The sequence below is a fragment of the Roseovarius mucosus genome (assembly GCF_002080415.1).
GTDB classification, from domain to species: domain Bacteria; phylum Pseudomonadota; class Alphaproteobacteria; order Rhodobacterales; family Rhodobacteraceae; genus Roseovarius; species Roseovarius mucosus_A.
The window spans coordinates 1,186,354-1,200,307 of the sequence record NZ_CP020474.1; the positions used below are offsets into that span (position 1 = coordinate 1,186,354).

At 61.1% G+C, this 13,954-nt stretch carries 9 protein-coding genes; 5 read left to right on the forward strand and 4 right to left on the reverse strand.

Annotation, left to right across the window (positions count from 1 at the left end; genetic code table 11):
* Positions 1 to 22: 22 nt before the first annotated feature.
* Positions 23 to 1,303: a DUF3422 family protein gene (locus ROSMUCSMR3_RS05795; protein WP_008280670.1), complete on the reverse strand. Its 1,281-nt coding sequence runs from the start codon at positions 1,301 to 1,303 to the stop codon at positions 23 to 25.
* A 251-nt stretch (positions 1,304 to 1,554) separates the two neighbouring features.
* On the opposite strand from ROSMUCSMR3_RS05795, the gene ROSMUCSMR3_RS05800 reads away from it, so the two are divergent.
* Positions 1,555 to 1,806: a type II toxin-antitoxin system Phd/YefM family antitoxin gene (locus tag ROSMUCSMR3_RS05800; protein WP_081506723.1), complete on the forward strand. Its 252-nt coding sequence runs from the start codon at positions 1,555 to 1,557 to the stop codon at positions 1,804 to 1,806.
* Positions 1,803 to 2,078 (forward strand): Txe/YoeB family addiction module toxin, encoded by a 276-nt coding sequence (locus tag ROSMUCSMR3_RS05805; RefSeq protein ID WP_081506724.1) that lies wholly within the window; start codon positions 1,803 to 1,805, stop codon positions 2,076 to 2,078. The genes ROSMUCSMR3_RS05800 and ROSMUCSMR3_RS05805 overlap by 4 nt, the downstream gene beginning before the upstream one ends.
* A gap of 53 nt (positions 2,079 to 2,131) precedes the next feature.
* Here ROSMUCSMR3_RS05805 and ROSMUCSMR3_RS05810 read toward each other — a convergent pair whose 3' ends face one another.
* From ROSMUCSMR3_RS05810 to ROSMUCSMR3_RS05820, 3 genes are all read right to left on the reverse strand, one after another.
* Positions 2,132 to 3,565, reverse strand: coding sequence for an NAD(P)(+) transhydrogenase (Re/Si-specific) subunit beta (locus ROSMUCSMR3_RS05810; protein ID WP_081506725.1), 1,434 nt, complete (start codon positions 3,563 to 3,565; stop codon positions 2,132 to 2,134).
* A gap of 13 nt (positions 3,566 to 3,578) precedes the next feature.
* Positions 3,579 to 5,153 carry a Re/Si-specific NAD(P)(+) transhydrogenase subunit alpha gene (locus ROSMUCSMR3_RS05815; RefSeq protein ID WP_081506726.1) on the reverse strand — a complete coding sequence of 525 codons (1,575 nt, stop codon included), beginning with the start codon at positions 5,151 to 5,153 and terminating at the stop codon, positions 3,579 to 3,581.
* 127 nt (positions 5,154 to 5,280) lie between these two features.
* A complete protein-coding gene (locus ROSMUCSMR3_RS05820; protein ID WP_237183538.1) occupies positions 5,281 to 5,733 on the reverse strand; it encodes a methyltransferase family protein in 453 nt (150 codons plus the stop codon).
* Positions 5,734 to 5,809: 76 nt separating this feature from the next.
* On the opposite strand from ROSMUCSMR3_RS05820, the gene ROSMUCSMR3_RS05825 reads away from it, so the two are divergent.
* The 3 genes from ROSMUCSMR3_RS05825 (at position 5,810) to ROSMUCSMR3_RS05835 (ending at position 13,952) form a co-directional block, all read left to right on the forward strand.
* Positions 5,810 to 6,562 (forward strand): SDR family NAD(P)-dependent oxidoreductase, encoded by a 753-nt coding sequence (locus tag ROSMUCSMR3_RS05825; RefSeq protein WP_081508559.1) that lies wholly within the window; start codon positions 5,810 to 5,812, stop codon positions 6,560 to 6,562.
* Between the two features lie 173 nt (positions 6,563 to 6,735).
* Positions 6,736 to 8,982, forward strand: coding sequence for a Hint domain-containing protein (locus ROSMUCSMR3_RS21815; protein ID WP_081506728.1), 2,247 nt, complete (start codon positions 6,736 to 6,738; stop codon positions 8,980 to 8,982).
* 359 nt (positions 8,983 to 9,341) lie between these two features.
* Positions 9,342 to 13,952: a Hint domain-containing protein gene (locus ROSMUCSMR3_RS05835; protein WP_081506729.1), complete on the forward strand. Its 4,611-nt coding sequence runs from the start codon at positions 9,342 to 9,344 to the stop codon at positions 13,950 to 13,952.
* The last annotated feature ends 2 nt before the right edge of the window (positions 13,953 to 13,954 follow it).

The window sequence follows — 13,954 nt, forward strand, 5'->3', positions numbered from 1 at the left end:
GGCCGACTTTTTCAGCAGCCTGCTAATGCAGCTTTTTGCGAATCCGCTGCACCATCCACCACACGAGGGCAATAACCGGCAGGGTGACGGCAGCGGTGACGCTGCCCTTGCTCATGCCCAGCGCCTCGGCCAGCGGATACAGAAGGTAAGATGCCAGCGAGACCGCGTAATAGCTGATCGCCACCACAGACAGGCCTTCAACAGTCTTTTGCAGCCGCAGTTGCAGATCGGCGCGCTTGTCCATGCTCTCCAAGAGCGCCTGATTCTGCGCGCTGCGCTCTACATCCACCCGCGTGCGCAGCAATTCGCCCGCCCGCATCGCCCTATCGGCCATGGCGTCCAGCCTGTCCTTGGTGGCGCGCACGGTGCGCATCGCCGGATCATAGCGGCGCATCATGAATTCCGCGAATGTCTGCCGCCCCTCAAAGCGTTCCTCGCGCAAGACCGCAATCCGTTGGTTCACGATCTGCTCATAGGCCGCCGTCGCGCCAAAGCGGAAGGACGAGCGCGCGACCAGCGCCTCCAACTCGGCTGAAACGCGCAACAGGCTTTGCAACGTTTCCTCCGCTGGCTGGCTGCCACCGGTCATATCGTTGATGAGGCGGCTCAACTGGCTATCGGTGTCGCCCATCTGGCGGCCCATCTCGCGCACGCGAGCAAAGCCCAGCATCGACATCGCCTTGTAGGTCTCGATCTCGCAAAGGCGCTGCACCACGCGGCCAATCCGGCGCGCGCCCGTCGTGGGGGCCACATGCAGCGAAAACCGCAAATGCCCCGCCGGATCAATCCGGAAATCCCCCGCCATCACGGCGGCATCATCCAGCACCCGCGCCACCGCCACGCTCTCGGACACAAACCACTGGTCGATCTCGTCGCGCGTCGCCTCGCGGCTCTTCCACGGGGTCACCCGGATCATCGCCGAGGTCACGCGCAGCCCCGGCGCATCCGACAGCCAATCGCTTGGAAAGACCTCGAAATCCGCCGGATCAAACGGCCGCGCACTGACCCCATCGGTAAAGACGGTATAGGTCACCATTTCGGTATGGCTTTCCCATTTCAGACTGTGCCGCCCGATCTGGCCGGAATAATGCGTGGCCCCCGGCTGCGGATGCTTGGCCCCATAGCGATCCAAAAGTGCCACCAGATGCGCCAGATCCGCCGCGCGGTCGCGCTTGGCCGCATCATGCGGTTGCTTGACGGCCAAATAAACGGCGGTGCAAGGGGCCTCAAGCGACGGGAATGGCCGCGCATGCAGCTCATTGGCCATCTCATAGCGCAGCGGGTGGTCCTGAATGGGGGGCATGCGCCGTTCTCCTGATCCTCAGCGCTGCATACCCCGTGCCGCGCCTGCAAAAAAGAGGTTTTTCGTTCAACCCCAATGATTTAGCGGAACACAAGTGTATACTGCCCGCGTTTCGCGCTTCCTCCTTCCCAAATTACTCAAATTCCGACAGTTGCCAAAGGGGAATGCGTCATGGCCCGCAACCCACGACCGCTGCCTTGACTTGTACAGAATTATGTGCATATACGCATTACAGACAAGGGGGGCCAGATATGGACGTGTTCACCTATACCGATGCCCGCGCCTCGCTCAAGGAGGTGATGGACCGCGTCATTCACGACCGCACAGAGGTGGTCGTCACCCGCAAGAACCGCGAGGCGGTGGTGATGATCTCGCTCGAAGAATACAACGCCATTCAGGAAACCCTCCACCTGCTCAAGAGCCCGGAAAACGCCCGCCGGCTGCACCGCTCGATTGCGCAACTGACCGCCGGGAATGGCATAGCGCGTGACATTGACGGGTGAGGTTGGTCTTTTCCGACGACGCTTGGGAAGATTTTCTCTGGTGGCAATCCACCGGGCGCGACAAGGGGCTGAACCGGGTCATTGATCTGATCAACGCCACCAAGCGCCTGCCGTTCAAGGGCATCGGCAAGCCTGAATCGCTCAAAGGCGATCTCACCGGCTGGTGGTCACGGCGGATCACCGATGAACACCGCCTTGTCTACCGTGTCAGTGTCAGTGGCAAGGGCGAGAGCCAACAGCTCGACATTGCGCAGCTCAGATATCACTACTGACAAACGCAAAAGGGCGCCCCGCAAGGCGCCCTTTTTCTTTTCCACCCAAACGATCAGTCGATCTTGGGCAAGAGGCTCGACAGGCTTGCCTTGGCATCGCCATAGAACATCCGCGTGTTGTCCTTGTAGAAGAGCGGGTTCTCGATCCCCGAATAGCCGGTGCCCTGCCCGCGCTTCGAGACGAATACCTGCTTGGCCTTCCAGCATTCCAGCACCGGCATCCCGGCGATGGGGCTGTTGGGATCGTCCTGCGCCGCCGGGTTCACGATGTCGTTCGAACCGATGACGATGGCCACATCCGTATCCGGGAAATCCTCGTTGATCTCGTCCATTTCCAGCACGATATCATAAGGCACCTTGGCCTCGGCCAAGAGCACATTCATATGCCCCGGCAGACGGCCTGCGACCGGATGGATGGCAAAGCGCACGTTCTTGCCCTTGGCCCGCAACTTCGAGGTCAGTTCGGAAACCGCCCCCTGCGCCTGTGCCACCGCCATGCCGTAACCCGGAATGATGATGATGCTGTCGGCCTCGTTAAGAGCCGCCGCGACACCATCGACGTCAATCGCGATCTGCTCGCCCTCAACCGCCATCTGCTCGCCCGCCGGGCCGCCAAAGCCGCCCAGAATGACAGAGATGAACGAGCGGTTCATCGCCTTACACATGATGTAGCTCAGGATCGCCCCCGAAGAACCGACAAGCGCACCGACCACGATCAGAAGGTCATTGCCAAGGCTGAAACCGATCGCCGCCGCCGCCCAGCCCGAGTAGCTGTTGAGCATCGAGACCACCACGGGCATGTCGGCCCCGCCGATCCCCATGATCAGATGATAGCCGATGAAGAACGCCAGAAGCGTCATCACCACCAGCGTCCAGATGCCAGCATCGTTGAAATACATGACCCCCAGAACCACCGACAGGAACGCAGCCCCCGCATTAAGAACATGCCCACCCGGCAGTTTCTTGGCCGCGGTATCGACCTTGCCCGCCAGTTTGCCAAAGGCGATGATCGAGCCGGTAAAGGTCACGGCCCCGATAAAGACGCCCAAGAACACCTCGACCCGAAGGATTGCCACCTCGACGCTGGTTTTCTTGGCCAGCACGGCGGCAAAGCCCTCAAGCCCCTTGCGCGCGGTCTCGTCCATCGCCAGCACGCGGCCCAGTTCGATATCGGCGTTAAAGCCCACAAAGACCGCAGCCAGACCCACAAGGCTGTGCATCGCCGCCACAAGCTGCGGCATCTCGGTCATTTGCACGCGCGTGGCCACCACATAGCCAATCGCACCACCCGCCGCGATCAGCACCAGCGACAAAAGCCAGAGACCGGCACCGGGGCCGATCAGCGTGGCGACAATCGCCAGCGCCATACCGGCCATGCCATACCACACCGCGCGCTTGGCGCTTTCCTGCCCCGAGAGCCCACCCAGAGAAAGAATGAAGAGGATGGCCGCCACCACATAGGCGGCCGTCGTGAAACCGTAATCCATGATCCTCTACTCCTTATGACTTCTGGAACATGGCGAGCATGCGCCGGGTGACGAGGAAGCCACCGAAAATATTGATCCCGGCCATGAACACCGACAGCGCCGCCAGCAGAATGACAAGGAAAGACCCCGATCCGATCTGCATGAGCGCGCCCAGGATGATGATCGACGAGATCGCGTTGGTGATCGCCATCAGCGGCGTGTGCAGGCTATGCGACACGTTCCAGATCACCTGGAAGCCCACGAAAACGGCCAGCACAAAGACGATGAAATGCTGCATAAAGCTGGCCGGGGCCACCAGACCCACGGCGAGAAGCAGGGCCGCACCCACCACCAAAAGCGTGACTTGGCTCTTGGTCTGCGCCTTGAACGCCGCCATCTCTGCCGCGCGCTTTTGCTCTGCGGTCAGCTCTTTTGGCTTTTCCTTGGGCTTGGCGGCAGCAATCGCCGCAACCTTTGGCGGCGGCGGCGGGAAGGTGACAGCGCCCGCATGAGCGACCGTGGCCCCCCGGATCACGTCATCCTCCATGTTGTGATTGACCTTGCCATCTTTCTCGGGGGTCAGGTCCGTCATCATGTGGCGGATGTTCGTGGCATAGAGCGTCGAGGATTGCGCCGCCATACGGCTGGGGAAATCGGTATAGCCGATGATGGTCACGCCATTCTCGGTGACGATCTTCTCATCCATCACCGTCATCTTGCAGTTGCCGCCCTTTTCAGCGGCAAGGTCCACGATCACAGAACCGGGCTTCATCGCCTTGACCATATCCTCGGTCCAAAGCTCGGGCGCTTCGCGGTTGGGAATGAGGGCGGTGGTGATGACGATATCCATCTCCGGGGCCAGTTCACGGAACTTGGCCAGCTGCGCCTCGCGGAATTCCGGACTGGACACCGAGGCATATCCGCCGGTGGCGGCCCCGTCCTGCTGCTCTTCCTTGAAATCAAGATAGACAAACTGCGCGCCCATGGATTCGACCTGCTCGGCCACTTCGGGCCGCACGTCAAACGCATAGGTAATGGCCCCGAGGCTGGTCGAGGTGCCAATCGCCGCCAGACCGGCAACGCCAGCCCCGACGATCAACACCTTGGCCGGGGGCACTTTGCCCGCCGCCGTGATCTGCCCGGTAAAGAAGCGGCCAAAGTTGTTGCCTGCCTCGATCACCGCGCGGTAACCCGCGATATTGGCCATTGAGGACAGAGCGTCCATCTTCTGCGCGCGGCTGATACGCGGCACCATGTCCATGGCGATGACCGACGCGCCTTTTTCGGCGAGCAGTTTCATCTGCGCCTCATTCTGCGCCGGCCAGAAGAAGGAGATCAGAAGCTGGCCTTCGGTCAGGCGCTTGGCCTCCGTCTCGCTGGGCGGGCGCACCTTGGCTACGATATCGACGGCCTTGTAAAGCGCGGCGGCGGTCTTGATCACCTCGACCCCAGCCGCCTCATAGGCCGCGTCCGAGAACCCGGCCGCGGTGCCAGCACCACTCTCGATGGCGCAGTCATACCCAAGCTTTTGCAGTTGCAGGGCCGAATCGGGCGTCATGGCAACCCGATTCTCACCCTCATGCACTTCCTTTGGCGTTCCGATCTTCAATGCTGTCTCCCCCTTTGGCAGATGACGTGTATTCTTGGCCCCGCAGCGCGGCGTGCCGGTTTCCTTGTCCCGAACGTCGTTATTTCACACTATTTCATGAGTGACGAGATCAAGATTGTCGCGGTTTCTACAACCAACGTCTGGTTTTTTCGCAATAACGGGCAAAATCCATGCGGAACTTGCGCCGCATCCGGTCCTCTTCCGGAATAATAAAGCGTTTTTCTATGACCCAGACGAATATGGGAATCAGTGGCAGCGCCAGAACCGCATCCCAGCGCAGAATAAGCCCTGAGAGAATCAGCGTATCGCCCAGATAGATGGGATTGCGCGAGCGCCGAAAAATTCCCGACTGGATCAGGCGCTCTGGCGTTTCATGCGGCACGATGCTGGTTTTATGGCGGCGAAATTCCAGCGCGGCCATCACCACCAGCAAAATTCCCCCGCCCACCAGCAGCCCGCCCAAAAGACCGGCCCATGTTTCGCCAAGGCTCAGGCCCATGGTGTAATGGCTGGATTGCATCCATGCCACAGCCAGAAACCCGGCAAGCCAGACGGGCGGCATGTCAATCCATTTCAACATGGGTCTCACCCGCCCCTCTCACGGTTGTCTCTTGCTCAAGAGCAGCTACAGTAGCGCGCATGAGGGCGGAGGCAAGATGACAATCGCGGGCAAACATGCATTGGTGACGGGCGGCGGTAGCGGCATCGGCCTTGCTATTGCCCGCGCTCTGGCCGAGGCGGGCGCAGAGGTGACCATCACCGGACGCCGCGCCGGGGTGCTCGAGGCGGTCAGCGGCGCAGGTCTGCATCCCATCGTGATGGACGTCACCCAAGAGGCACAGGTCATCGCGGGCGTGGCACAGGCGGTCGCCGCGCGCGGCCCGGTGCAGATCTGCATCGCCAATGCCGGCATCGCCGAGGGGCGCGCCCTGCACAAGACCGATGCAGATTTCTGGCGGCAGATCATGGCCACCAATCTTGACGGTGCGTTTTACACCCTGCGCGAGTGCCTGACTGGCATGCGCCATACCGATTGGGGACGGGTCATAGCCATGTCGTCGATTGCAGGCCTCAAAGGGCTTAAGGGCGCAGCGGCCTATACGGCCTCAAAACACGGGATGATCGGCCTCATTCGTGGCTTGAGCGAGGATTACCTGGGCACCGGCCTGACCTTCAACGCAATTTGTCCCGGGTATGTGGACACTGAAATTGTCCACCGCAACGCCACCGCTATTTCTCAGCGCGCAGGCGTGTCAGAAGAGGCGGCGCGCACTCTCATGGTCGAGGCCAACCGCCACAAACGCCTGATTGCGCCCGAGGAAGTGGCACAGGCGGCTCTGTGGCTTTGTGGTCCGGGCTCGTCCAGCATCAATGGCCAGACCATAGAGCTTGCGGGCGGTCAGGTCTGATCCGGCCCCCGTTTCTTCTTGGCGAAAATACTCGAAAACGGCAGCAGCCCCGCCTAATCACTGCCATGATTGATCCAGCTTTAGACACAATCGTCTAAAATTCTCCCGAATGCGCGCCCAATGCCGCCGCACAGGCTGTGTACCCAGTTTGGAAACAACAGGGTGCCAGTGCCATGCCAACGACCTTTAATTGGATCTTTTTAGGGACCGAGACGGATTTTCTTGATCCGACCGAAGGCAACAGCAATGCCGAGAACGCAGCCCTTTTCGAAAACCGCACCTATGGCAACGCATTAGACCCGCTGTATCAACGCATTTCCAGCGTCACAACCATCAACAACGGTGGCGCAGTCGGTGCGCTCGACATGAACAACACCGTCACCAATGACGCCTTTACCACCGACATCGGGGCCGGAACCCAGACCTTTACATTCGATGGGTTGAGCGTTTTCAACGCCACCCTCACCTATGCCAATGGCACAACAGCCGTGGTGACGGCCGTTATTGCACAATCCACCACCGGCGAATTGTTTCTGGCCCCCGAGATCAGCTTCAACGCCGATGTCACCGCCTTCGAGGCCGGGCCGATTGTTTCCATCACGCTCGACAGCGTCAATGCAAGCACCAATACCAACCTTGGCGCGGATCGTCTTGCGCAGGCCTGGGATAACGGCGTCGTGGATGGCACCGGCGGCAATGACCTCATCAACGGAAGCTATATCGAACCCATAGCCAACGGCTCTGACCGGGTAGACAATGGCGACGGCGTAAGCGGTCCGGGCTTTAACGACGATGTCATCAATGCAGGCGCGGGCAATGACACCGTGCTCGCGGGCCTTGGCAACGATTCCGTGCAGGGTGGCACCGGCGCCGATAGCCTGAGCGGCGAAAGCGGCAATGACACGCTGCTGGGCCAAGGCGGCAACGACACGCTGATCGGCGGCAATGGCGATGACAGTCTTGAGGGCGGCGCGGGCAATGATGTGCTTTACGGCGATGGCGGCACCGCCACACGCTGGAGCTATGATGTCTACACCCGCGATTTCACCTCGGCCAACGGGCAGGCTTTCACCATCGAAAGCGGCACCTTGGCAGGCTCTGGGACCTCTGCGGGGTTTGATGTCACCGGACACGGCCAACAGGCCACAGGCCAGGCCGATCCAAATGATTACGGCATCATCTATACCTCCAATCTCATCGCCTCTGCCGATGGGGTCTACCGCTTTGCCACCACGTCAGACGATGGTTCAACCATCCGTATCCTCGACAGCAACGGCGACCCGCTGACCTTTACCAACCAGATCGGCACCACCGGATCATTTCTCGACAACGATTTCCATCAGGCCGCGACAACCCGCTTTGGCGATGTCACGCTAGAGGCGGGCCAAAGCTATACCATCGAGGTGCGCTATTGGGAAAACCTTGGCGGCAACGTGCTCTCGGGCACGGTCACCCTGCCCGGCGGCGCGGTGCAGGATCTTGCAACCAGTGCGCTCATCGTCGGCAGCGACGCGATTGAGGGCAATGATTTCCTGGATGGCGGCGCGGGTGCCGACCTTCTGTTTGGCGAGGGCGGCAATGACACGCTGATCGCGGGCGAGAATGACACGCTGATCGGCGGCGACGGCGATGATCTCTTTGTGATCGAAACCCCGGCTGAGGCCGGCACCGGCACGATCACCATCATCGGCGGCGAAGGGGCCGAGACAAACGGCGATACGCTCTTTTTGTCACCCGAGGCGCGCAAGGCCGACATCACGTTTACCAATACCGATGATGCGGCGGGCGGTCTCTCGGGCAGCTTTACCCTCAGCGATGGCACGGTGGTCAATTTCTCGGAAATCGAGAACATCATCTGCTTCACCCCCGGCATCCGCTTGTTGACCCCCCATGGCGAGCGCGCGGTTGAATCCTTGCGCGCGGGCGATCTGGTGATCACCCGCGATCATGGCCCCCAAGCAATCCGTTGGATCGGACGGCGCACCGTGCCGGGAACCGGTCGCTTTGCGCCCGTGCGCGTGGCAGCCCACGTGCTCGACGGGGGGCGCGCGCCGCTCTTGGTCTCGCCGCAACACCGCTTTCTCTTCACGGGCTACAAGGCCGAGCTGCTGTTTGGCTGTGACGAGGTCTTGATCGCGGCACGGCATCTGGTCGATGGCCTGGCCGTCACCCAAGAGGATCAGGCAACCGTGACCTATATCCATGTCATGTTCGACCGCCATGAAGTGATCTATGCCGAAGGCGCGGCCACCGAGAGCTTTCATGCAGGCGACATCGGCATATCGGCCATTACGGATCAGGCGCGCGAAGAGATGTTCGCGATCTTCCCAGAGTTGCGCAGCAATCCCAATGCCTATGGCGACACCGCGCGCCCCTGCCTCAAACGGCACGAGGCACGTCTTTTGCAACCCTGCGGATAAGGCCCCTAAATTGTCGCGCTTGGGTGCCGTTAAAGTGTCTGAAAAGAGCCCAAGAAACACCAAGCCGCGACATTAACACTTTTCCAAAGGGTAGAGACTATGATCCTCGGGGATGTTGTTCTCAAAGTGTCAGTGCGTGGAGAGTGAGTATTTATGTTTAATTTCAATAGAATAACGCCTGCATTACCTCTCGCCTCTCGCGGGATGGTCTTGGCATGGACGCGGTCAGGGGCGGCGGGGGTGATTACGCCCGGAAAATCCACCGGCTGAGGTCAGGCGCATCGCACCTCTCCGATTGATCCTTTCAAAACGCTCTTAGCAGCCGCGTACCGCCTTCAAAGACAGCGAGACAGCAGACCATGGCCACGACCTTCGACCTCTTTGTGCTTGGCACGGCCCCACAAATCGACACGATCGAAGGCAACCTCACATCCGAGAACCATGGGGCCCTCGAGGGGCTCGTGTTCGGCAGCACCGCCAATCCGCTGGCGGGGACTGTGGCGACGCTCTCACCCGATATCGACCTGCTGCTCTTTCCTGATTACACCGGCGGGGCCACGTCCAACGCCTATGATTCCAACAACTTCCTGAGCAACGAAGAATTCGTCATCGGCGGCGTGCGCTACACGCATGACGCCACGATGATCTACAACAACACGGTCATCACCTATACCGATGGCACAACGGCGACCGTCAACGCGATCGTCATGCAAGCCACCAACGGCACCCTTTACCTGCTGCCGCCACCCTCTGGCCCAACCGCCTATTCCGACGCGCTCGAAGCCAAACCGATCCTCTCGATCACACTCGGCACCGCCGCCCCGACCAATGGCACCGATGTCTATGGCATGACAGCGGATCGCTACGACCTCACGTTCTCGGATTACGTGGTCGAGGGCACGACCGGCAACGATCTGATCGACGCTGCCTATCTCGGCGACCCTGAAGGCGACCGGATCGACGACACGGACAATCTGGCCGGCACAAACGCTGATCTGGTCACGGCCGGTCTGGGCAATGACACCGTGCGCGCGGGCGCGGGCAACGATACCGTGTTTGGCAGTGACGGCAACGACCTGCTGGATGGTGGCACGGGCAACGATTCGCTCGATGGCGGCAATGGCAACGACACGCTGATCGGGGGGGCCGGGGCGGATACGTTTATCGGCGGCACCGGCCTCGACCTCTTGAGTTACGCCACCTCAGGGGCGGCGGTAAACGTCAACCTGCAAACCAATACCCTTACCGGCGGGGATGCGACCGGGGATGTCATCATCAGCGGTGTGGACGGTATCATCGGCTCGGCCTTTGACGACACGCTTGTGGGCTATGACGACATTTTCGACGGCGGCACCACCACCAACGTGATCGACGGCGGCGCGGGCAACGATTCCATCGACGGGCGCGACGGGGCCGACTCGCTGCTGGGCGGCAGCGGCGACGACACCATCCTCGGCGGCGGCGGAAACGATACGATCTATTACGGGTCCGGCAATGACTCGGTCGAGGGGGGCGCGGGCAACGATTTCATCGACGATGCCTTGGGCTTTGACTCGACCGCCGATGCCAGCACCGTTTCGGGCGGCGATGGCAACGATACGATCTTTGGCTCTTCGGCGGGCGATATTCTCAGCGGCGATGCGGGCAACGATTCCATCGGTGGCGAAAGCGGCAATGACCTGATCGACGGGGGCGCAGGCAGCGACACCATTCAAGGTGGCGCGGGCAACGACACGATCCTCACTTCGGGCGGAAACGACAGCCTGCAGGGGGGCGACGGGGCGGATGTGATCCGCGCCACGGCCACTGATCCCTCTGGCGTCTACAGCTTCAACGTCGATGGTGGATTTGGCGGCGTGGACAATGACACGCTCGATCTTTCGGCCCTGATCGCGGATGGCTGGACCATCAGCAGCATGACGCAAAACTCCGAGAATAACGGCAGTCCGGGGTTCAGCGGTCAGATCTTCCTCTCCCGCGGGGCCCAGTCGGCGACAATCAACTATACGGACATCGAAAACATCCTTCTGTCCGACTTTATTGTCGAAGGCACGGCAGGCGGCGACCTGATTGACCTTAACTATACCGGCGACCCCAATGGCGACCGGGTGGACAATACCGACGCCGCCGACGGATCAAATGACGACGAAATCGTCGCGGGCGCGGGCGATGACACGATCCTTGCCGGGTCAGGCAATGACACGGTGCTGGGTGAGGATGGGGCCGACCTCATCCTCGGGGCCGCAGGCGACGATTCGCTTTTGGGCGGTGCCAACAATGACACCATCGCAGGCGGCACCGGGGCCGATACGCTGGATGGCGGCACCGGCAGCAACACGCTGGATTACTCGGGCTCTGCCGGTTCCGTTACCGTCAATCTCGAAACCAACACCGCCTTCGGGTCGGATGCCGATGGCGATGTCATCAGCAATTTCCAGAATGTCATCGGCTCGAACTTCGGCGACACGATCTCTCTGTCGAACACCTCCGGGACGATCCTCGCGGGCTCCGGCAATGACGGGCTGGCGGGCGGCTCAGGCGACGATACGATCTTTGGTCAGGACGGGGCCGATACCATTCTCGCAGGCGCTGGCAATGACGTGATCGTTGCGGGCGCAGGCGATGACGAGATTGTTCTTGATGACACGCTGCAAAATGACACGATTTTCGGCGGGGACACCGATGAGGTCCTTGGCGACCTGATCAACTTGTCCTCCATCTCCGACGGATTGCTGGTCTACTACTTCGGCGAAGGAGTCGGCTCCATCGCCGATGACGTCTCGATGACCGAATTCTCTGGAATCGAACGCTTACTAATGGGCACCGGCGACGATACGGTGGTCGGCTCGGACGGGGTCGAGCAGATCATCGGCAATTCCGGCAATGACCTGATCTTTGCTGGCGGCGGCAACGACACGATCTTTTCCGGCTTTGACAATGACTTTGTCGATGGCGGCGCGGGCGACGATTCGATTCTTGCCGCCTCGGGCGCGGATACGATCGTGGGCGGCGCGGGCAACGATCAGATCGACCTCGGGCCGGATGAGGCCGACCGCGACCTGCTTGTTCTGGCCGATGGCTCTGGCAATGATGTGGTCTCCAGCTTCGCCGCCCCCACCGACAATGGCGATGGCACCTATACCAGCGGCGATCTGCTGGATGTGACGGGCCTCACTTCGGATGGCACAACACCTGTTACCACCGCCGATGTGACCGTCACCGACACCAATGGCGATGGCACCGGCGATGCGATCCTCACCTTCCCCGGCGGTGAGAGCCTGACACTCGTCGGCGTGCCGATGTCCAGTGTCGACAACACCCCCGCCCTTGTGGCCATGGGCATCCCCGACGGGCGCGACTTCATCGTCGAGGGCACGGATGCGGGCGACCTCATCACCGTCGATTACACCGGCGACCCCGGCGGCGACCGGGTGGACGCCAACGATGCCGCCGACGGCTCTCAGGATGATCAGATCATTGCAGGGGCAGGCAATGACACCATAGACGCCGGCGCTGGCAATGATACCGTCTATGGCGGCATCGGGGACGACTCGATTGCCGGGGGCAGCGGCAACGATACCCTCTTGGGCGAGGACGGCAACGACACCATCAATGGTGGCTTTGGCCAAGACGTCGTCTACGGGGGTGCGGGCGACGACGTGCTGTCCGTTGCGATTTCGGGGGTTGGTGATCCTCAACACCTCAATGATACGCTCTATGGCGAAGACGGGAACGATCAGCTATTTGGCAGCAACAATAGCCAATATCTCGACGGCGGAGATGGGAACGACACCATCTCGGGCGACTCGGGCATAAATGGAGGCTGGGAATCCGCCTCCGGCAGTTCCGAAACGGATACGTTGATTGGCGGCGCTGGAAACGACCTGATCTATTCGGGCTTCACCGGATCGGCTACGCTCGAAACCGGCGACAGCTTGGTTGGCGGCGACGGTAATGACACCCTGATCGGGGGGACCGCCAATGACACGATCGAGGGCGGCAATGACAGCGACAGCATCCTCGCGGGGGCTGGCAACGACCGCATATTTGGCGATGCAGGCAACGACAGCCTTGATGGCGGCACCGATGCCGATACGCTTTTTGGTGGCACCGGCAATGACACGATCAATGTCAGCCAGGGCGACAGCGCCGAGGGCGGCGATGGCGACGATTTCTTCCGCCTGACCGACTTGGGCGAAGCCGCGACCGATTCCATCACCCTGATCGGCGGTGAGGGCGACGAGACGCTCGGCGATACGCTCTGGCTGGGTGAATTCGCAAGCAAGGCCGACATCAGCTTTACCAACACCGATGATGCGGCGGGCGGTCTTGCGGGCACGTTCACCATGGCCGACGGCACCGTGGTCAACTTCTCCGAGATCGAGAATATCATCTGCTTCACCCCCGGCGCGCGCATTCTCACCCAATGGGGCGAACGCCCGGTCGAGAGCCTGCGCTTGGGCGATATGGTTGTCACGCGCGATCACGGGCTGCAACCGATCCGCTGGGTCGGTAAACGCACCGTGGCGGGTCTGGGCGATTTCGCCCCGATTTCCATCGCCTCCAGCGTGATGGGCGGGCAAGAACCTCTGTTGGTCTCGCCACAACACCGGCTGCTCTTCACCGGCTATCAGGCCGAATTGCTCTTTGGCGAAAGCGAGGTCTTGGTCGCGGCCAAACATATGGTCAACGGTCGCGACGTAACCGTCAGCCCCCGCGACGCCGTGACCTATATCCACATCATGTTTGACCGGCACGAGATCATCTATGCCGACGGCATCGGCACCGAAAGCTTTTATGCTGGCGACATGGCGCTCGGCGCAATCGACGCGGCAGCGCGCGAGGAACTCTTCGCGATCTTCCCGGAATTGCGCAGCGCGCCGGGCCACCACCGCGACACCGCGCGCAGTTGCTTGCGCCGCCACGAGGCGCAACTCCTGTGTTCCTTGGGAGAGAAAGACGTGGCCTGACC

What these genes read in the sequence shown, in the direction of transcription:
- ROSMUCSMR3_RS05795 (WP_008280670.1), bottom strand. Translation starts at nt 1,303, where the DNA reads ATGCCCCCCATTCAGGACCACCCGCTGCGCTATGAGATGGCCAATGAG.
- ROSMUCSMR3_RS05800 (WP_081506723.1), top strand. Translation starts at nt 1,555, where the DNA reads ATGGACGTGTTCACCTATACCGATGCCCGCGCCTCGCTCAAGGAGGTG.
- ROSMUCSMR3_RS05810 (WP_081506725.1), bottom strand. Translation starts at nt 3,565, where the DNA reads ATGGATTACGGTTTCACGACGGCCGCCTATGTGGTGGCGGCCATCCTC.
- ROSMUCSMR3_RS05820 (WP_237183538.1), bottom strand. Translation starts at nt 5,733, where the DNA reads ATGTTGAAATGGATTGACATGCCGCCCGTCTGGCTTGCCGGGTTTCTG.
- ROSMUCSMR3_RS05825 (WP_081508559.1), top strand. Translation starts at nt 5,810, where the DNA reads ATGACAATCGCGGGCAAACATGCATTGGTGACGGGCGGCGGTAGCGGC.
- ROSMUCSMR3_RS21815 (WP_081506728.1), top strand. Translation starts at nt 6,736, where the DNA reads ATGCCAACGACCTTTAATTGGATCTTTTTAGGGACCGAGACGGATTTT.
- ROSMUCSMR3_RS05835 (WP_081506729.1), top strand. Translation starts at nt 9,342, where the DNA reads ATGGCCACGACCTTCGACCTCTTTGTGCTTGGCACGGCCCCACAAATC.